The sequence below is a fragment of the Streptomyces sp. NPDC055632 genome (assembly GCF_053618675.1).
Genome location: NZ_JBSHHY010000014.1, coordinates 42,199 through 60,670, shown reverse-complemented (window position 1 = coordinate 60,670; position 18,472 = coordinate 42,199). Strand labels below are relative to the sequence as shown.

Genomic DNA, 18,472 nt, shown 5'->3' with positions numbered 1-18,472 from the left:
TCATGATCGTACGGATCATGGGGGAGGGCCAGCGGAAGCTGGCCGACGGCCACTTCGCCGAGCTGAACCGGCTCGACGACGAACTGCTCGCGGAGATGGAGACCGGTGACGCGGACGGCTTCCGCCGGACGCTCGGCGCCCTCCTCGACGCCGTCCGCCGTCTCGGCGAGCCGCTCCCGGACGACGTCCTGGAGCCGTCGGAACTGATCCTCCCGGCCCCGGAAGCGAGCCTGGACGAGGTCAGGAAGATGCTCTCCGACGACGGCCTCATTCCGGGCTGACCCCGCCGCCGCACACCCGCCACGAAGGTCCCGGCCCCCTCGGGGGCACCGGGACCTTCGCGCTGCCGGGCCGGGGGCCGCGCACACGCCGACGGGCCGGGGCCGTCCGTACACGCGCCGCCGGGCCCGGGTCCGGGCCCGCGCGGGTGCCGCCGGCCAGCTCCGCACCACGCGCCGCCGGGCCCCGGGAAGCCCGCACGCCGCCGCACATCCGCCCCCGCCCCGCCCCGTACCGTTGTCTCCCGTGACTCCCACCGGATCCGCCGCCGGCGCGCTCTCCGCCCGGCGGCTCGTCGACTGGGCGCGGGCGCATCCGCTCGCCCTCGACGCGGCCCTCGCGTTCGGCGTGCTCGTCTGCATGGTCGCCGGGTCGTTCACCGACCCGCACGGCAGCCCCGACGGACCCACCTTCGGCGACCGCGCGCCCGACGCGTACAGCGTGCTGCTCATGGGCGCCGGGGCCGTCGCCCTGGTGTGGCGCCGCCGCAACCCCTTCGTCGTGCTCGGCCTCACCGTGGCGTTCACCCTCGTCGAGCTGGTCGACGACAGCAGGCCCGCGCCCATCGCCATGAGCGCCGTCGTCGCGCTCTGCACCGTCGCCGCCCGCACCGACCGGCCCACCACCTGGCGGGTCGGCCTCGCCACCATGACGGTCCTCACTGCCGCGGCCATGGTCTTCGGCCCGACGCCCTGGTACGCGCAGGAGAACCTCGGCATCTTCGCCTGGACCGGCATGGCGGCCGCCGCCGGGGACGCCGTCCGCAGCCGGCGGGCCTTCGTGGACGCGATCCGGGAGCGCGCCGAGCGGGCCGAGCGCACCCGCGAGGAGGAGGCCGGACGCCGGGTCGCGGAGGAGCGGCTGCGGATCGCCCGCGACCTCCACGACGTCGTCGCCCACCACATCGCCCTGGTGAACGTCCAGGCCGGAGTCGCCGCCCACCTCATGGAGAAGCGCCCCGACCAGGCCAAGGAGGCCCTCGCGCACGTCCGCGAGGCCAGCCGCTCCGCCCTCGACGAGCTGCGTGCCACCGTCGGCCTGCTGCGCCAGTCCGGCGACCCGGAGGCCCCCACCGAGCCCGCCCCCGGCCTCGCCGTCCTCGACGGGCTGCTCGACAGCTTCCGCAAGGCCGGCCTCCCGGTCGCCCTGGCCCGCGCCGACGGCGAGAAGCCACTGCCCGCCGCCGTCGACCTGGCCGCGTACAGGATCGTGCAGGAGGCCCTGACCAACGTGCGCAAGCACGCCGGACCGGACGCCGCGGCCGAGGTCAGCGTCGTGCGGGTGGGCCGTACGGTCGAGATCACCGTCCTCGACGACGGCCCACCCGCCGCCGTCCCCGCTCCGGCCCCGGCCGGCGGCCACGGGCTGCTCGGCATGCGCGAGCGGGTCGGCGCGCTCGGCGGCACCCTGACCGCCGCACCCCGCTACGGCGGCGGATTTCGTGTACAGGCGATACTGCCCGTGGCCCCCCGCACGGGAGAGGGCGAGGGGGAGGACACATGACGATCCGGGTGCTGCTCGCCGACGACCAGGCCCTGTTGCGCAGCGCCTTCCGGATCCTGGTCGACTCCGAGCCCGACATGGAGGTCGTCGGCGAGGCGCCCGACGGCGCCCGGGCCGTCGAGCTGGCCCGCGCCGAGCGGCCCGACGTGGTCCTGATGGACATCCGCATGCCGGGCACGGACGGCCTCGCCGCCACCCGCGCGATCACCGCCGACCCCGGCCTCTCCGGCGTGCGGATCGTCATGCTGACCACCTTCGAGGTCGACGAGTACGTCGTGCAGTCGCTGCGCGCCGGAGCCTCCGGCTTCCTCGGCAAGGGCGCCGAACCGGAGGAGCTGCTCGGCGCGATCCGGGTCGCCCACGCCGGCGAGGCGCTGCTCTCCCCGGCCGCCACCAAGGGCCTGATCGCCAGCTTCCTCGCCCAGGGCTCCCGGGACGACGGCGCGGGGGCCGCGGGCGAGGAGGTCCGGGCCCGCTCCGAACGCCTCGCCGCGCTCACCGCCCGCGAGCGCGAGGTCCTCGTCCTGGTCGCGGGCGGCCTGTCCAACGACGAGATCGCCCGGCGGCTCGACGTCAGCCCGCTCACCGTGAAGACCCACGTCAACCGGACCATGGCCAAGCTCGGCGCCCGCGACCGGGCCCAGCTGGTGGTCACGGCCTACGAGTCGGGACTGGTACGCCCGAGGGTGGAGTGACCTGGGGCGCGGGCGTACTCCGGACGCGGTACGCGCGGCGTAAAGAAGTGCGCCCGAGGGCCGAGGACTTCCGGCGGCGGATGGCCGATCGTAGGGACGGGGGCGTCGCGGGCCGGTCGAAGACCGGGTTTCCGGCCGTTCCCGACCGCCGACGCGTACGCCACGGAAGAGAGACCCCATCCCATGTCCTGGCTGTCCAGATTCAGCCTCGCGCAACGGGCCCTGATCGGGCTGACGTCGCTCGTCGCGATCGTCTTCGGGGCGATCGCGATCCCGCAGCTCAAGCAGCAGCTGTTCCCCTCGATCGAGCTGCCCGTGGTCTCGGTCCTCGCGCCGTACCAGGGCGCCTCTCCCGACGTGGTCGAGAAGCAGGTCGTCGAACCGCTGGAGAACAGCCTGAAGGCCGTCGACGGCCTCACGTCGGTCACCTCCACCGCCTCCGAGGGCATGGCCCTCGTCATGGCCTCCTTCGACTACGGCGACGAGTCGACCAAGCAGCTCGTCGCGGACGTCCAGCAGGCCGTGAACCGCGCCCGCGCCGAGCTCCCCGACACGGTCGACCCGCAGGTCGTGGCCGGTTCGACGGACGACATCCCGACCGTCGTCCTCGCCGCCTCCTCCGACAAGGACCCGCAGGCCCTCGCGGACCTCCTCGACCGGACCGTCGTGCCCGCCCTCCAGGACATTGAGGGCGTCGGCCAGGTCTCCGTCAGCGGCGTCCAGGACCTCCAGGTCTCCGTCGTCCCCGACGAGCGCAGGCTCGCCGCGGCCGGCCTCAGCACGATGAGGCTCACCGAGGCCCTGCGCGCCGGCGGCGGCACGATGCCCGCCGGCTCCTTCGCCGAGGACGGGAAGAGCCGCACGATCCAGGTCGGCGGCGGCTACACCTCCCTGAAGCAGATCGAGGACCTGCGCATCCCGGCGGCCGTCCCCGGCAAGGGGAAGGCGGTCCGCCTCGGCGACGTGGCCGCCGTCCGCCAGGAGGAGTCCCCGCGCACCTCCCTGACCCGCACCAACGGCAGGCCCAGCCTCGCCGTCATGGCCACCATGGACAAGGACGGCAGCGCCGTCGCGATCTCCGACGCCGTCGCGGAGAAGCTGCCCGAGCTGCGCCGCGACCTCGGCGCCGGCGCCGGGCTGACCGTCGTCTCCGACCAGGGCCCGGCCGTCGCCAAGGCCGTCTCCGGCCTCACCACCGAGGGCGCGCTCGGCCTCGTCATGGCCGTCCTGGTGATCCTGGTCTTCCTCACGTCGATCCGCTCGACCCTGGTGACCGCGGTCTCCATCCCGCTCTCGGTCGTCCTCGCCCTCATCGTGCTGTGGACCCGCGACCTCTCGCTCAACATGCTGACGCTCGGCGCGCTCACCATCGCCATCGGCCGGGTCGTCGACGACTCGATCGTGGTCCTGGAGAACATCAAGCGCCACCTCGGCTACGGCGAGGAGCGCCGGGCCGCGATTCTCACCGCGGTCCGCGAGGTGGCGGGCGCCGTCACCTCCTCCACCCTCACCACCGTCGCCGTCTTCCTGCCGATCGGTCTGACCGGCGGCATGATCGGCGAGCTGTTCGGCTCGTTCTCGCTGACGGTCACGGCGGCCCTGCTCGCCTCGCTGCTCGTCTCCCTGACCGTCGTCCCGGTCCTCTCGTACTGGTTCCTGCGCGCCCCCAAGGGCACGCCGGAGGACCTGGCCGAGGCCCGCAGGCTCGCCGAGGAGCGGGAGGAGAGGAGCCGCCTCCAGCGCCTGTACGTGCCGGTCCTGCGGTTCGCGACCCGGCGCCGGCTCATGAGCCTGGGCATCGCGGCCGCCGTCCTGGTGGGCACCTTCGGCATGGCCCCGCTCCTGAAGACGAACTTCTTCGACCAAGGCGAGCAGGAGGTCCTCAGCATCAAGCAGGAGCTGCCGCCCGGCACCTCCCTGGACGCCACCGACGCGGCCGCGAAGAAGGTCGAGAAGGTCCTCGCGGAGACCGAGGGCGTCAAGGACTACCAGGTCAACGTCGGCTCGTCCGGCTTCATGGCGGCCTTCGGCGGCGGCACCGGCGCGAACCAGGCCTCGTACCAGGTCAGCCTGGAGGGGTCCGCCTCGTACGAGAGGACGCGGGACGCCATCGAGAAGGGGCTCGCCGGGCTCGACGGGATCGGCGACACCACCCTCGCGGCCGGTGACGGCTTCGCCAACCAGAACCTGAGCGTGGTCGTGAAGGCCGCCGACGCCGAGGTCCTGAAGAAGGCCTCCGAGCAGGTCCGCACCGCGATCGCCGGGATGAAGGACGTCACCGACGTCCAGAGCGACCTGTCGCAGTCCGTCCCGCGCGTCTCCGTCACGCCGAAGCCCGCCGCGGCCGACGCCGGCTTCGACGCCGCCTCGCTCGGCATGGGCGTCGCCCAGGCCGTCCGGGGCACCCCGGCCGCCAGGGCGACCCTCGACGGCAGCGAGCGGGACGTCCTCGTCACCTCGGCGAAGCCCGCCGCCACCCTGGACGAGCTGAGGGCGCTGCCCCTCGGCCCGGTGCGGCTCGGTGACGTCGCCACCGTCGAGCTGGTCCCCGGCCCGGTCTCCACGACCCGGATCGACGGCGCCCGCGCCGCGACGATCACGGCCGAGCCGGTCGGCGACAACACCGGCGCCGTGAGCGCCTCCCTCCAGTCGAAGATCGACGCGCTCGACCTGCCGGCGGGCGCCACCGCCACCATCGGCGGCGTCTCCGAGGACCAGAACGAGGCCTTCCTCAATCTGTTCCTCGCGATGCTCGCGGCCGTCGCGATCGTCTTCATGCTGCTCGTCGCGACCTTCCGGTCGCTGGTCCAGCCGCTGATCCTGCTGGTCTCGATCCCGTTCGCGGCGACCGGCGCGATCGGTCTGCTCGTGGTCACCGACACCGCGATGGGCGTCCCGGCGATGATCGGCATGCTGATGCTCATCGGCATCGTCGTCACCAACGCGATCGTCCTGATCGATCTGATCAACCAGTACCGGGAGCGGGGCCTCGGCGTCGTCGAAGCGGTGGTCGAGGGCGGCCGGCACCGGCTCCGCCCGATCCTGATGACCGCCCTGGCGACGATCTTCGCCTTGCTGCCGATGGCCCTCGGCATCACCGGCGAGGGCGGTTTCATCGCCCAGCCGCTGGCCGTGGTGGTGATCGGCGGGCTGATCACCTCGACGCTGCTGACCCTGCTCCTCGTCCCGACCCTCTACGCGATGGTGGAGCTCCGCAAGGAGCGCCGTGCGAAGCGGAAGGCGGAGAAGAGGGCCGCGAAGGAGAAGGACGGCGACACGACGCACAACGCGGAGCAGCCGGACGTCTCGCCGCTGGACGCGACCCTGCTGAACCTCCTGGACTGAGTCCGGCATGTGCGAAGGGCGCCCCGCGACACGCGCGGGGCGCCCTTCGGCGTACGTACGGGAGTACGGGGAGGTGAATCGTTACGGCAGCGCCAGCATCCGCTCGAGCGCCAGCTTCGCGAAGCTCTCCGTCTCCTTGTCGACCTCGATCCGGTTGATCAGCTTGCCCTCGGCCAGGGACTCCAGGGCCCACACCAGGTGCGGCAGGTCGATGCGGTTCATGGTCGAGCAGAAGCAGACCGTCTTGTCGAGGAAGACGATCTCCTTGCCCTGGTCGGCGTACCGGTTCGCCAGGCGCCGGACGAGGTTCAGCTCCGTCCCGATCGCCCACTTCGAACCGGCCGGGGCCGCCTCCAGGGTGTTGATGATGTACTCGGTCGAGCCCACGTAGTCGGCGGCGGCGACGACCTCGTGCCGGCACTCGGGGTGGACGAGCACGTTCACGCCGGGGATGCGGGCCCGCACGTCCTCGACCGACTCCAGCGAGAACCGGCCGTGCACCGAGCAGTGGCCCCGCCACAGGATCATCTTGGCGGCGCGCAGCTGCTCGACGGTCAGCCCGCCGTTCGGCTTGTGCGGGTTGTACAGGACGCAGTCGTCCAGGGACATGCCCATGTCGCGGACGGCGGTGTTGCGGCCCAGGTGCTGGTCCGGCAGGAACAGCACCTTCTCGCCCTGCTCGAACGCCCAGTCCAAGGCCCGCTCGGCGTTGGACGAGGTGCAGATGGTGCCCCCGTGCTTGCCGGTGAAGGCCTTGATGTCGGCCGAGGAGTTCATGTACGAGACGGGCACGACCTGCTCGGCGATCCCGGCCTCGGTCAGCACGTCCCAGCACTCGGCGACCTGCTCGGCGGTGGCCATGTCGGCCATCGAACAGCCGGCCGCGAGGTCGGGCAGGACGACCTTCTGGTCGTCGCCGGTGAGGATGTCGGCCGACTCCGCCATGAAGTGCACGCCGCAGAAGACGATGTACTCCGCCTCCGGCTTGGCGGCCGCGTCGCGCGCGAGCTTGAAGGAGTCGCCGGTGACGTCGGCGAACTGGATGACCTCGTCGCGCTGGTAGTGGTGGCCGAGCACGAAGACCTTGTCCCCGAGCTTCTCCTTGGCCGCGCGGGCGCGTTCCACGAGGTCGGGGTCGGAGGGCGACGGCAGGTCGCCGGGGCACTCCACGCCGCGCTCGCTCTTCGGGTCCGCCTCGCGGCCGAGCAGGAGGAGGGCGAGCGGCGTCGGCTGGACGTCGAGCTCATGACGGGTTTGGGCCGTGGTCACGTCACGCACCCTTTCTTCGGGGAACCTTTTCGTCTAAATGACGCTATCTATCATAACCCCTTCACGTCACGTTGACGATGTCCATAGTGTCGATGTGACGAATTCGCCTTCCACGCATCTGGACAGGGTGTGCGAGCATGAAAGGAGGAAAAACCCACTCGGCCCGGAATGAATCCGGGGCACCGTCGGTTTCCACCGTCGGTAAGCAGTCTCCGTACACACCGGGAGAGAAGCAGATGTCCGTATCGGACGAGAAGACCACTGTCAGCGACGGCATCCTCCTGTCCGACGCCGCCGCGGCCAAGGTCAAGGCCCTCCTCGACCAGGAAGGCCGCGAGGACCTGGCCCTGCGCGTCGCCGTTCAGCCCGGCGGCTGCTCCGGCCTGCGTTACCAGCTCTTCTTCGACGAGCGCTCGCTCGACGGCGACGTCGTGAAGGACTTCGACGGCGTCAAGGTCGTCACCGACCGCATGAGCGCTCCGTACCTCGGCGGTGCCTCGATCGACTTCGTCGACACCATCGAGAAGCAGGGCTTCACCATCGACAACCCGAACGCCACGGGCTCCTGCGCCTGCGGTGACTCGTTCAGCTGAGTCGTACGCGTGAGTGAGGGCGGGCCCCGGAAGGAATTCCGGGGCCCGCCCTCACGCGTGCGCGGGGGACGTCAGCGGCGCGGCACCGTCTCGCCGCTCGCCGCGTCCACCACCGGCCGCGAGCCGAGCGGGGCGTCCAGGGTCACCGTCTTCACGATCTCCACCGCCATGGCGACGCACATCCGGCCCGGCTCGGCCGGGGTCTCCTCGATCCGGAGGGCGACCCGCTCCGGGGTCTGCTCGGCCGTCACCCCGTACGTGCTGCACACCCCGCCCCAGAAGGCGACCGTCAGCTTCCGGCCGTCGTCCCCTGCCTTGTACGACTGGACCTGCCGGGCCGGCGCCGTGCCCTCGTCGGGCGCCGGCGGGGTCTTCACCGGCGGCGCCAGGTAGCGGTCCTCGACCGCCGTGCGCACCACCGTGTACGGCGCCGCGTCGGCCGGGTCCGCCGTGAACAGCCACGCCGGTACGAGCAGCCGCTCGCCGTCCACGTCCTGCGCGGCGAGCCCGAAGACCGCGCCCGTCACCGGCACCTCGACCGGCGGGCCCTGGTCGGCGGGCGACTGACAGGGCGGAACGGGCCCACCCGTGGGCTTCCCGGCGCTCGGGACCTCCTCGGCCGTCCCGGGCCTCCCGGCGCTCGGGATCTCGGCCGTCCCCGGCTTCCCGGCGCCCGGCACCTCGTCCGCCCCCGGCTTCCCGGCGCCCGGCACCTCGTCCGTCCCCGGCTTCCCGGCCCCCGGGCCCTCCGGCACCCCGGCGCCCGGCTCCTCCCCGTTCGGGACGGGCGTGGCGCAGCCGCCGATGCCGATCGGGCCCGTGCCCTTCGAGTCCTCGTTCAGCTCCTGGAGGGCCTTCGCCGCCCCCACCACGGGGTACGCGGCGCCCTCGGCCGGCAGCTCGAGCATCCCGCTCCCGCCGGACACCCGGCCGTCCGGCTCGACGTGCAGCCCCGTCGACCAGCCGTAGGTCGGGAGGCCGCCCACCACCGGCTCGGCGTTGACCACCCGTACGGACCCGTTCATCACCTGTCCGGCGGTCACCTTCGCGCCGTCCTGGCCGATCGCCTTCAGGACCGGGGCCGCCACGGCCTTCGCCGCCGCCTCGCTCACCGGCGAGCCGCCGCGCGAGGGCTTCGTCTCCCCCGGCGGCGGGCACGCCTTGCCCTTGAGGCAGGTGTCGCCGGCCGGACCGCCGTCGTACCAGGAGTAAGTCCAGTTCCCCGGCGCCTTCCGCGCCACGTCGAGCCGCGGTCCCGAGCCGTCCTTCTCCGGCGCGATCGACCAGACGTCGCCCGCCAGGACGGGGCGCCCGGAGACCCCGAGCGCGTCGGCCAGCCTGGTCACCTCCGCCGAGGTGACCAGGCCCTCGGGCCGGTGGACCGCGGCCGAGGAGGGCCCTTGGGGGAGTGGGCCCTTGGCTTTGTAGACGGTCCCGCGCGGACCGCCGCCGGGGTCGGGCTCGCCGGGCGCGATCCCGGGACCCCCGTCCGCACCGCCGTCGCCGGCCCCCAGGCGCAGCGGCGGCGGGGGCCCGGCCGCGTCGGCGGACCGGCTCGCGCCGTCCGCGCCGCCGTCGCCGGACGCCGCGGTGGCGAGGTAGACCCCGCCGCCCCCGGCGAGCAGCACGCCCGCCGCCACCGAGGCGGTGAGCAGCGTCCGCCGCCTCCGACCGTTCTCCGTACCGCTCACGGCTCAGCTCCTTCGTCCCTCGGTCATCTCCGTGGAAGACACCGGTGGGACGGAGCGGGAGCCCGGACGGTTCCGTCAGCCGCCGTACTCGGCGGTGGCGTCGATCATCCGGGCCGAGGCGGCCGGCACGACGACCCCGTTGATCAGGGCGGGAGAGACCGGGGCGGACTCCGGCTCCACCGGTGCCACCCAGTGCGGGGCCATGCGGGCGCCGTCGCCGCGCAGCTGCGCCAGGCTCAACTCGGACTCGTGTCGCTCTCGAGGAGCGGGGTAGAGACTCATGGGCGCACCGTACGCACCGCCGGCCCGCGGAGAAAAGGCCTACTCTGGGGTAGTTTCCACTGTTCGGCAGGGCGGGCCCCAGCGGGTAGCGTGAACTGTCATTACCGCCTTCCCGCAGGAGCGCCCGCCGTGCGTATCGCAGTCACCGGCTCCATCGCCACCGACCACCTCATGACCTTCCCCGGAAGGTTCGCCGACCAGCTCGTGGCCGACCAGCTCCACACGGTGTCCCTCTCCTTCCTCGTGGACAACCTGGACGTGCGCCGGGGCGGCGTCGCCGCCAACATCTGCTTCGGCATGGGGCAGCTCGGCAGCAGCCCCGTCCTGGTGGGCGCCGCCGGCTTCGACTTCGACGAGTACCGGGCCTGGCTCGACCGGCACGGCGTCGACACCGGCTCGGTCCGCATCTCCGAGGTCCTGCACACCGCCCGCTTCGTCTGCACCACCGACCGGGACCACAACCAGATCGGCTCCTTCTACACGGGCGCGATGAGCGAGGCCCGGCTGATCGAGCTCAAGGCCGTCGCCGACCGCGTGGGCGGCCTCGACCTGGTCCTGATCGGCGCCGACGACCCCGAGGCGATGCTCCGCCACACCGAGGAGTGCCGCACCCGCTCCCTCCCCTTCGCCGCGGACTTCTCGCAGCAGATCGCGCGCATGGACGGCGAGGAGATCCGCACCCTCCTCGACGGCGCCACCTACCTCTTCTCCAACGAGTACGAGAAGGGCCTCATCGAGTCGAAGACGGGCTGGACCGAGGCGGAGATCCTCTCCCGCGTCGGCCACCGCGTCACCACGCTCGGCTCGCGCGGCGTGCGCATCGAGCGGGTCGGCGAGGACCCGATCGAGGTCGGCTGCCCCGAGGAGACGGCCAAGGTCGACCCCACCGGCGTCGGCGACGCCTTCCGGGCCGGCTTCCTCACCGGTCTCATCTGGGGCGTCGGCCACGAGCGCGCCGCCCAGATCGGCTGCATGCTGGCCACCCTCGTCATCGAGACCCTGGGCACCCAGGAGTACACCCTGGGCCGCGCCAACTTCATGGAGCGCTTCACCAAGGCGTACGGCGACGAGGCCGCCGCCGAGGTCCACGCGCACCTCGTCTGACGCCCGCCCCCGCCGGGCCCGGGACCTCCCGGGCCCGCGCGGGCCGGTGCGCCCGTCGCGCCGGACGCGTCCGGGCCCGCGCGGTCAGGCCGCCCGCCGCACCAGGTACGCGACGCCGCCCCGCGCGGACGGCTCCTCGCCCAGGTACTCCTGGCCCCGCATCTCGCACCACGCCGGGATGTCCAGGCGCGCCGCCTCGTCGTCCGCGAGGACCCGCACCGTGCCGCCCACCGGGACGTCGCCGATCACCTTGGCCAGCTCGATCACCGGGATCGGACAGCGCCGCCCCAGCGCGTCCACGACCAGCACGTCCGCGACCTGCGCGTCCGCGACTTGCGCGTCCGCAGCCGGTACGTCCCCGGCCACCGCGCCGGAACCGGCCACCGAGGCCGCCGCGCCCGGGACGCCGAGCCGCTCCCGCACCCCCGCCACCACCCCCGGCAGCACGTCGAGGAAGCGGTCCACGTCCTCCGCCGGCGTACCGGCCGGCAGGGAGACCCGGACGTTCCCCTCGCTCAGCACCCCCATCGCGCGCAGCACATGGCTGGGCGTCAGCGTCGAACTCGTGCACGACGAACCGGACGAAACGGAGAAACCCTCCCGGTCCAGCTCGTGCAGCAGCGTCTCCCCGTCGACGTAGAGACAGGAGAAGGTGACGAGATGGGGGAGCCGGCGCACCGGGTCGCCCACCACCTCCACGTCCGGCACCAGCTCCGGCACCCGCGCCCGGATCCGGTCCACCAGCTCCCGGAGCCGCGCCCCCTCTGCCTCCGCCTCCGCCCGGACCGCCCGCAGCGAGGCCGCCGCCGCCACGATCGCCGGCAGGTTCTCGAAGCCCGGCGCCCGGCCCGACTCCCGCTCGTCCGAAGGCCCTTGCGGGGCGAACCGCACTCCCTTCCGCACGGCGAGCAGTCCCACCCCCGCCGGACCGCCCCACTTGTGCGCGCTGGCCGCGAGCAGCGACCAGCCCCCCTCCACCGGGCCCCAGCCGAGCGACTGGGCCGCGTCCACCAGCAGCGGCACGCCCACCCCCCGGCAGGCCTCGGCCACCTCGGCCACCGGCTGCGCGGTCCCCACCTCGTGGTTGGCCGACTGGAGGCAGGCCAGGGCCGTCCCCTCCCCGAGGGCCGCCGCGAAGGTCCCGGCGTCCACCGCCCCCGACCGGTCCACCGGCACCTCGGCCACCGTCCCGCCCGCCGCCGCGTGGACCTCGGCCGCGTGCAGGACGGAGGAGTGCTCGACCGCCGACACCACGAGCCGGTTCCCGGCGCGGCGGCGCCCCGCGAGCGCGCCGGAGACCCCCGCGTGAACCGCGCGCGTACCCGAAGGAGTGAACACGAGCTCGTCGGCGCGGCAGCCCACCGCCTCCGCCGCGGCCTCCCGCGCCGCGTCGAGCAGCAGCCGGGCCCGCCGCCCCTCCCGGTACAGCCGGGCCGGATCGGCCCAGCCCTCGTCGAGGGAGGCGAGTAGCGCCTGGCGGGCGACGGGGTGCAGCGGGGCGGCGGACGCGGCGTCGAAGTACGGCATCCGCCCACGGTAGAACGTGCGCGGGCCCGGCCCCGGCGCACCCCTCCGCAGGCCCGCCGCCCCGGCCCCGGGCGCACCCCTCCGCGGGTTCCTCCCCCCGCCCCCGGCGCACCGCCTCCGCCCCGGCTTGTCGCCCGGCCCCGCCCGATGAGCCCTCGTCAGAACAGCCGCCCGGCCCGTCTCCGAACCCCCGGACGGGTGCGCCGGACCCCCCTCCGGAACCCCCGGCTCCACCCCTTCGGGGAGTCGGACGGCGCGTTGGGCACCCTCCCCGCGCGACCCCAAATAGCGTCCAGTAGGGTTTGGTCCGCATAAACATCCAAACCCCTGCCCGCGGCCGGGGCGGCGACCGACCAGCGAGACGGACGGCCGTGGCCGACCAACGCGGGCCGAGACTCTCGGGAAGGCGCTACGTGAGTCCCAACGGCTCCGACCTCCCCCGCAGCCAAGGCGCGGGCGGTACCCCCACGTCTCGGCGCCCGATGCGGCGGAAGCTGCCGCAGGTGCTGACTGCGGGCCTGATCCTGGCGACAGCCACCGGCTGCTCGTACAACTGGGAAGACTTCCCCCGCCTCGGTATGCCCACCCCCGTCACGGAGGAGGCTCCCCGGATCCTCTCCCTGTGGCAGGGCTCGTGGGCGGCCGCCCTCGTCACCGGTGTGCTGGTGTGGGGCCTGATCCTGTGGTCCGTCGTCTTCCACCGGCGCACCCGCTCCAAGGTCGAGGTACCTCCGCAGACCCGTTACAACATGCCCATCGAGGCGCTGTACACGGTCACGCCCCTCATCATCGTCTCGGTGCTCTTCTACTTCACCGCGCGCGACGAGTCGAAGCTCCTCGAGCTCTCCGACAAGCCCGCCCACACCGTCAACGTGGTCGGCTACCAGTGGAGCTGGGGCTTCAACTACGTCGAGGACGTGCCCGGTGTGAAGGGCGACGCCAAGACGGACAAGAACCTCGCCTCGATTCCGGACAAGTTCATCGACGACTTCCCGGCGAATGCCGGCGGAGTCTACGACGCCGGCATCCCCGGCGACCGGAACCCGCAGACCGGCAACCCGGGCCCGACCCTGTGGCTGCCCCTGGGCGAGAAGGTCCGGTTCGTCCTGACCTCGCGTGACGTCATCCACTCCTTCTGGGTGGTCCCCTTCCTCATGAAGCAGGACGTCATCCCGGGTCACACCAACTCCTTCGAGGTCACCCCGACGCGTGAGGGCACCTTCCTCGGCAAGTGCGCCGAGCTGTGCGGTGTCGACCACTCCCGGATGCTCTTCAACGTCAAGGTGGTCTCCCCGGAGCGCTACCAGCAGCACCTGAAGGAGCTGGCCGAGAAGGGGCAGACCGGCTACATCCCGTCCGGCATCGAGCAGACGGACCCGGCCAGGAATGCGGAGAAGAACCAACTGTGAGCATCCACAACGAAACCCAGGGTGCCGCCGCAGCAGCTGAGGGCTCGTACGAGAACGAGCTGCCCGTACGGCGCAAGCAGCCCGGCAATGTCGTGGTGAAGTGGCTGACCACCACCGACCACAAGACGATCGGGACGATGTACCTGGTCACGTCGTTCGTCTTCTTCTGCATCGGCGGACTCATGGCGCTCTTCATGCGCGCCGAGCTGGCCCGTCCGGGTACGCAGATCATGTCGAACGAGCAGTTCAACCAGGCGTTCACGATGCACGGCACGATCATGCTGCTGATGTTCGCGACGCCGCTGTTCGCCGGATTCGCGAACTGGATCATGCCGCTGCAGATCGGCGCGCCCGACGTGGCGTTCCCGCGGCTGAACATGTTCGCCTACTGGCTCTACCTCTTCGGCTCGATCATCGCGGTGGCCGGCTTCCTCACCCCGCAGGGTGCGGCCGACTTCGGCTGGTTCGCCTACTCCCCGCTGTCGGACGCCGTCCGCTCGCCGGGCGTCGGCGCCGACATGTGGATCATGGGTCTGGCCTTCTCCGGCTTCGGCACGATCCTCGGTTCGGTCAACTTCATCACCACGATCATCTGCATGCGCGCTCCGGGCATGACGATGTTCCGCATGCCGATCTTCACCTGGAACGTGCTGCTGACCGGTGTCCTGGTCCTGCTCGCCTTCCCGGTCCTGGCGGCCGCGCTGTTCGCCCTGGAGGCGGACCGCAAGTTCGGTGCCCACGTCTTCGACGCGGCCAACGGCGGTGCCCTGCTCTGGCAACACCTCTTCTGGTTCTTCGGACACCCAGAGGTGTACATCATCGCCCTGCCGTTCTTCGGCATCGTCTCCGAGATCATCCCGGTCTTCAGCCGCAAGCCGATGTTCGGCTACATCGGCCTGGTGGCCGCGACGATCGCGATCGCCGGTCTGTCCGTGACCGTGTGGGCCCACCACATGTACGTCACCGGCGGCGTGCTCCTCCCGTTCTTCTCCTTCATGACGTTCCTCATCGCCGTACCGACCGGCGTGAAGTTCTTCAACTGGATCGGAACGATGTGGAAGGGCTCGTTGTCCTTCGAGACACCGATGCTGTGGACGATCGGCTTCCTGATCACCTTCACCTTCGGTGGTCTGACCGGTGTCATCCTGGCCTCGCCCCCGATGGACTTCCACGTCTCCGACTCGTACTTCGTCGTGGCGCACTTCCACTACGTCGTCTTCGGCACCGTCGTCTTCGCGATGTTCGCCGGCTTCCACTTCTGGTGGCCGAAGTTCACCGGCAAGATGCTGGACGAGCGCCTCGGCAAGATGACGTTCTGGACGCTGTTCATCGGCTTCCACGGCACCTTCCTGGTGCAGCACTGGCTCGGTGCCGAGGGCATGCCGCGCCGTTACGCGGACTACCTGAACGCCGACGGCTTCACCGCCCTGAACACGATCTCGACGATCTCCTCCTTCCTGCTGGGCCTGTCGATCCTGCCGTTCCTCTACAACGTCTGGAAGACCGCCAAGTACGGCAAGAAGATCGAGGTCGACGACCCGTGGGGCTACGGCCGTTCGCTCGAATGGGCGACGTCCTGCCCGCCGCCGCGGCACAACTTCCTCACGCTGCCGCGCATCCGCTCGGAATCCCCGGCGTTCGACCTGCACCACCCTGAGATCGCCGCCCTCGACCAGCTCGAGAACAAGCCGCACGAGGCCGAGGCCCTCACGGGCAGCAAGGAGGCCGGCAAGTGAAGATCCAGGGCAAGATGTTCATCTGGCTGAGCGTCTTCATCCTTGCCATGGCGATCCTGTACGGCGTCTGGTCCAAGGAGCCGGTCGGCACGACGGCGCTCTTCCTGGCCTTCGGCCTGGCCATCATGATCGGCTACTACCTGGCCTTCACGGCCAAGCGTGTCGACGCGATGGCGCAGGACGACAAGGAGGCCGACGTCGCGGACGAGGCCGGTGAGCTGGGCTTCTTCGCCCCGCACAGCTGGCAGCCGCTCTCGCTCGCCATCGGCGGCGCGCTCGCCTTCCTCGCCGTCGCGATGGGCTGGTGGATCCTGTACTTCTCCGCCCCGCTGATCCTCGTCGGCCTGTTCGGCTGGGTCTTCGAGTTCTACCGCGGCGAGAACCAGAACCAGTAGATGTACCCCGCTCCGCACCGGAGCACACCGAGGGGCCCGGACGCTTCGTCACCGAAGTGTCCGGGCCCCTCTTTTGCCGCACTCGGCGCGCCCCCTCCGAGTGTTGTTCTTACGGTGAGGTCATGAACGACACGCCGCGCATTCGGACTGTTCTGAGCTGCACCCTGTTGGCCGTGACCGTCACGGCGGGCACCACCGCGTGCTCCGGATCGGACGACCACCCGCTGACGGTGAAGGCGTACGACGCGGCGGACCAGCTCGCCGTCAGCGCCCCCGCCGACGGAGCCAAGGCGGACCCCGAGAAGCCCCTGGAGATCACCGCCAAGGGCGACGAGGGCCGGATCACCGACGTCACCGCCGTCGACGCCTCGGGGCGCCACCTGGCGGGCGAGCTCACGGCGGACGGACGGCGCTGGCGCTCCACGGCCACCCTGGCGGCCGGTGCCCGCTACACGGTCCGGGTGGCCACGGAGGACGAGGGCGGCGCCCCCGGCGCCCGTACGTTCACGTTCGAGACGTCCCCGGCGAAGCGGGCCCTGACCGCGACCTTCGGGCCGGAGGCGGGCACGTACGGCGTCGGACAGCCGATCACCGCCGAGCTCAGCCTCCCCGTCAAGGACCGGGCCTCCCGCGCGGTCGTCGAACGCGCCCTCAAGGTCCGCTCCACCCCCTCCGTCGAGGGCTCCTGGTACTGGGTGGACGACAAGAAGCTGCACTTCCGCCCGAAGGAGTACTGGCCCGCCGGCGCGACCGTCACGGTCAGCGGCAACCTGGACGGCCTCAAGGTCGGCGACAAGCTCTACGGCGGCGAGTCCAAGCCGCTGAAGCTCACCATCGGCGACCGGCTCGAGGCCATCGCGGACGCCGGGACCCACCACATGACGGTGAAGCGCAACGGAGAAGTGATCAACACCATTCCGGTGACCACCGGCAAGCCCGGCTTCGACACCCGCAACGGCGTCAAGGTGGTGCTCGGCAAGGAGTACTACGTCCGGATGCGGGGCACCACCGTCGGCATCGCGGAGGGCAGCTCCGAGTCGTACGACCTGCCGGTGTACTACGCCACCCGGGTGACCTGGAGCGGCGAGTACGTGCACGCCGCGCCCTGGTCGGTCGGCTCGCAGGGCGTGGCGAACGTCAGCCACGGCTGCGTGGGCATGTCGACCGGGAACGCGGCCTGGTTCTTCGAGACCGTGCGCCCCGGCGACATCGTGAAGACCGTCAACAGCTCCGGGGACACGATGGAGGGGTTCGGCAACGGCTTCGGCGACTGGAACCTGTCCTGGGAGAAGTGGCGCGAGGGCAGCGCCCTGGTGGAGACCGCCGGCGAGCCGGTGGTCTCCACCGAGCAGGCCCGCCTGCGGCCCTCCCTCTGATCAGCTCACGCGTCGAGCGAGAGGCGGGAGCGCAGCAGGGACGCCAGGGACGCCGCGAACTCGACCGGTTCCACCGGGAGGGTGACCGCGGCGTCCGCCCGGCTCCAGGTGGCCAGCCAGGCGTCCTGCGGGCGCCCGATGAGCAGCAGCACCGGCGGGCAGCGGAAGACCTCGTCCTTGATCTGCCGGCAGACCCCCATGCCGCCCGCCGGCACGGCCTCGCCGTCCAGGACGCAGACGTCGATCCCGCCCTCGTCCAGCCGCTTCAGGACCGCCGGCAGTGTGGCGCACTCCACGAACTCGACCGGGGGAACGTCGGCCGCGGGCCTGCGCCCGGCCGCGAGCCGCACCTGCGCGCGCGTGTTCGCGTCGTCGCTGTAGACCAGGACCGTGGCACTCGACTGCATCGTTCCTCCGTGGGGAAGTCCGTGGGAAGGTCGTCGACCGATGCGGCGGATGCTACTCCGGTCCACTGCCCGTCAACACCCGTTCAACACCTGTTCGAAGGGCGCCCCGGAGGCCCCGCACTGGGCCGTTCGGGCTGGACACACCCCCCTGACACTCCGAACGGCACCCCCCGGAGTGAGGGCGGGATAAGCGACCGACATAATGTCGGTCGTGGCGACAGTAACGACAGTAGAAACAGGGCACGCACACCCGTCGGTCAATCGACCGAACCTCACCAGCGTCGGAACCATCATCTGGTTGAGCTCCGAGCTGATGTTCTTCGCGGCCCTCTTCGCGATGTACTTCACCCTGCGATCGGTGACGGGTGCCGACTTCTGGGCGGAAAAGGCCTCGGCCCTGAACTTCCCGTTCTCGGCCACCAACACCACGATCCTGGTGCTCTCCTCCCTCACCTGCCAGCTCGGCGTCTTCGCCGCGGAGCGGGGCGACGTGAAGAAGCTCAGGACGTGGTTCATCATCACGTTCGTGATGGGTGCGATCTTCATCGGCGGCCAGGTCTTCGAGTACACCGAGCTGGTGAAGCACGAGGGGCTCTCCCTCTCGTCGGACCCGTACGGCTCCGTGTTCTACCTGACCACCGGCTTCCACGGCCTGCACGTGACGGGCGGACTCATCGCCTTCCTGCTGGTCCTGGGCCGGACGTACGCCGCCAAGAGGTTCACTCACGAGCAGGCAACCGCCGCCATCGTCGTGTCCTACTACTGGCACTTCGTCGATGTCGTCTGGATCGGCCTCTTCGCCACGATCTACATGATCAAGTAATCGGTCCCGCCGACACGGCGGACCGAGACATCCAGCAA

The 18,472-nt window shown here is 71.6% G+C and carries 16 protein-coding genes; 11 read left to right on the top strand and 5 right to left on the bottom strand.

The window, feature by feature from the left end:
• The first annotated feature begins 2 nt into the window (after positions 1-2).
• The 4 genes from pspAA (at position 3) to ACWGSR_RS19440 (ending at position 5,822) form a co-directional block, all read left to right on the top strand.
• Positions 3-281 carry a PspA-associated protein PspAA gene (gene pspAA, locus ACWGSR_RS19455; RefSeq protein WP_376242244.1) on the top strand — a complete coding sequence of 93 codons (279 nt, stop codon included), beginning with the start codon at positions 3-5 and terminating at the stop codon, positions 279-281.
• 244 nt (positions 282-525) lie between these two features.
• On the top strand, positions 526-1,782 hold the full coding sequence (locus ACWGSR_RS19450) for a sensor histidine kinase (protein ID WP_453567732.1): 1,257 nt from the start codon (positions 526-528) through the stop codon (positions 1,780-1,782).
• Positions 1,779-2,477 (top strand): response regulator, encoded by a 699-nt coding sequence (locus ACWGSR_RS19445; protein WP_453567730.1) that lies wholly within the window; start codon positions 1,779-1,781, stop codon positions 2,475-2,477. Before ACWGSR_RS19450 ends, ACWGSR_RS19445 begins: the two co-directional genes overlap by 4 nt.
• A gap of 183 nt (positions 2,478-2,660) precedes the next feature.
• Positions 2,661-5,822, top strand: coding sequence for an efflux RND transporter permease subunit (locus tag ACWGSR_RS19440; RefSeq protein WP_453567728.1), 3,162 nt, complete (start codon positions 2,661-2,663; stop codon positions 5,820-5,822).
• Between the two features lie 81 nt (positions 5,823-5,903).
• Here the strand turns inward: ACWGSR_RS19440 and nadA are convergent, their stop codons facing one another.
• Positions 5,904-7,091: a quinolinate synthase NadA gene (nadA, locus tag ACWGSR_RS19435; protein ID WP_376242235.1), complete on the bottom strand. Its 1,188-nt coding sequence runs from the start codon at positions 7,089-7,091 to the stop codon at positions 5,904-5,906.
• A 236-nt stretch (positions 7,092-7,327) separates the two neighbouring features.
• Between nadA and ACWGSR_RS19430 the strand changes: the two genes are divergently transcribed.
• On the top strand, positions 7,328-7,684 hold the full coding sequence (locus ACWGSR_RS19430; RefSeq protein WP_015033024.1) for a HesB/IscA family protein: 357 nt from the start codon (positions 7,328-7,330) through the stop codon (positions 7,682-7,684).
• Between the two features lie 71 nt (positions 7,685-7,755).
• Here the strand turns inward: ACWGSR_RS19430 and ACWGSR_RS19425 are convergent, their stop codons facing one another.
• Positions 7,756-9,375 carry a hypothetical protein gene (locus ACWGSR_RS19425; protein WP_453567726.1) on the bottom strand — a complete coding sequence of 540 codons (1,620 nt, stop codon included), beginning with the start codon at positions 9,373-9,375 and terminating at the stop codon, positions 7,756-7,758.
• A gap of 75 nt (positions 9,376-9,450) precedes the next feature.
• Positions 9,451-9,657: a hypothetical protein gene (locus ACWGSR_RS19420; RefSeq protein WP_376243630.1), complete on the bottom strand. Its 207-nt coding sequence runs from the start codon at positions 9,655-9,657 to the stop codon at positions 9,451-9,453.
• Positions 9,658-9,786: 129 nt separating this feature from the next.
• On the opposite strand from ACWGSR_RS19420, the gene ACWGSR_RS19415 reads away from it, so the two are divergent.
• Complete coding sequence (locus ACWGSR_RS19415) at positions 9,787-10,761, top strand: carbohydrate kinase family protein (RefSeq protein ID WP_376243633.1); 975 nt, start codon at positions 9,787-9,789, stop codon at positions 10,759-10,761.
• A gap of 84 nt (positions 10,762-10,845) precedes the next feature.
• Here the strand turns inward: ACWGSR_RS19415 and ACWGSR_RS19410 are convergent, their stop codons facing one another.
• Complete coding sequence (locus ACWGSR_RS19410; protein ID WP_453567723.1) at positions 10,846-12,288, bottom strand: aminotransferase class V-fold PLP-dependent enzyme; 1,443 nt, start codon at positions 12,286-12,288, stop codon at positions 10,846-10,848.
• 413 nt (positions 12,289-12,701) lie between these two features.
• On the opposite strand from ACWGSR_RS19410, the gene ctaC reads away from it, so the two are divergent.
• The 4 genes from ctaC to ACWGSR_RS19390 all read left to right on the top strand — a co-directional run bounded on the left by ctaC (position 12,702) and on the right by ACWGSR_RS19390 (position 17,204).
• Positions 12,702-13,697, top strand: a complete 996-nt coding sequence (gene ctaC, locus ACWGSR_RS19405; RefSeq protein ID WP_376243638.1) for an aa3-type cytochrome oxidase subunit II — start codon at positions 12,702-12,704, stop codon at positions 13,695-13,697.
• The gene (gene ctaD / locus ACWGSR_RS19400) at positions 13,694-15,433 is read left to right on the top strand and encodes an aa3-type cytochrome oxidase subunit I (protein ID WP_453567721.1); all 1,740 of its coding nucleotides are present in this window, start codon (positions 13,694-13,696) and stop codon (positions 15,431-15,433) included. The genes ctaC and ctaD overlap by 4 nt, the downstream gene beginning before the upstream one ends.
• Positions 15,430-15,828 (top strand): cytochrome c oxidase subunit 4, encoded by a 399-nt coding sequence (locus ACWGSR_RS19395; protein WP_366375336.1) that lies wholly within the window; start codon positions 15,430-15,432, stop codon positions 15,826-15,828. The genes ctaD and ACWGSR_RS19395 overlap by 4 nt, the downstream gene beginning before the upstream one ends.
• A gap of 122 nt (positions 15,829-15,950) precedes the next feature.
• Positions 15,951-17,204 (top strand): L,D-transpeptidase, encoded by a 1,254-nt coding sequence (locus ACWGSR_RS19390; RefSeq protein ID WP_376243645.1) that lies wholly within the window; start codon positions 15,951-15,953, stop codon positions 17,202-17,204.
• A 5-nt stretch (positions 17,205-17,209) separates the two neighbouring features.
• Here ACWGSR_RS19390 and ACWGSR_RS19385 read toward each other — a convergent pair whose 3' ends face one another.
• Positions 17,210-17,611: a DNA-binding transcriptional response regulator gene (locus tag ACWGSR_RS19385; RefSeq protein WP_041128838.1), complete on the bottom strand. Its 402-nt coding sequence runs from the start codon at positions 17,609-17,611 to the stop codon at positions 17,210-17,212.
• Between the two features lie 202 nt (positions 17,612-17,813).
• Between ACWGSR_RS19385 and ctaE the strand changes: the two genes are divergently transcribed.
• The gene (ctaE, locus tag ACWGSR_RS19380; protein WP_125658266.1) at positions 17,814-18,434 is read left to right on the top strand and encodes an aa3-type cytochrome oxidase subunit III; all 621 of its coding nucleotides are present in this window, start codon (positions 17,814-17,816) and stop codon (positions 18,432-18,434) included.
• Positions 18,435-18,472 lie beyond the last annotated feature (38 nt).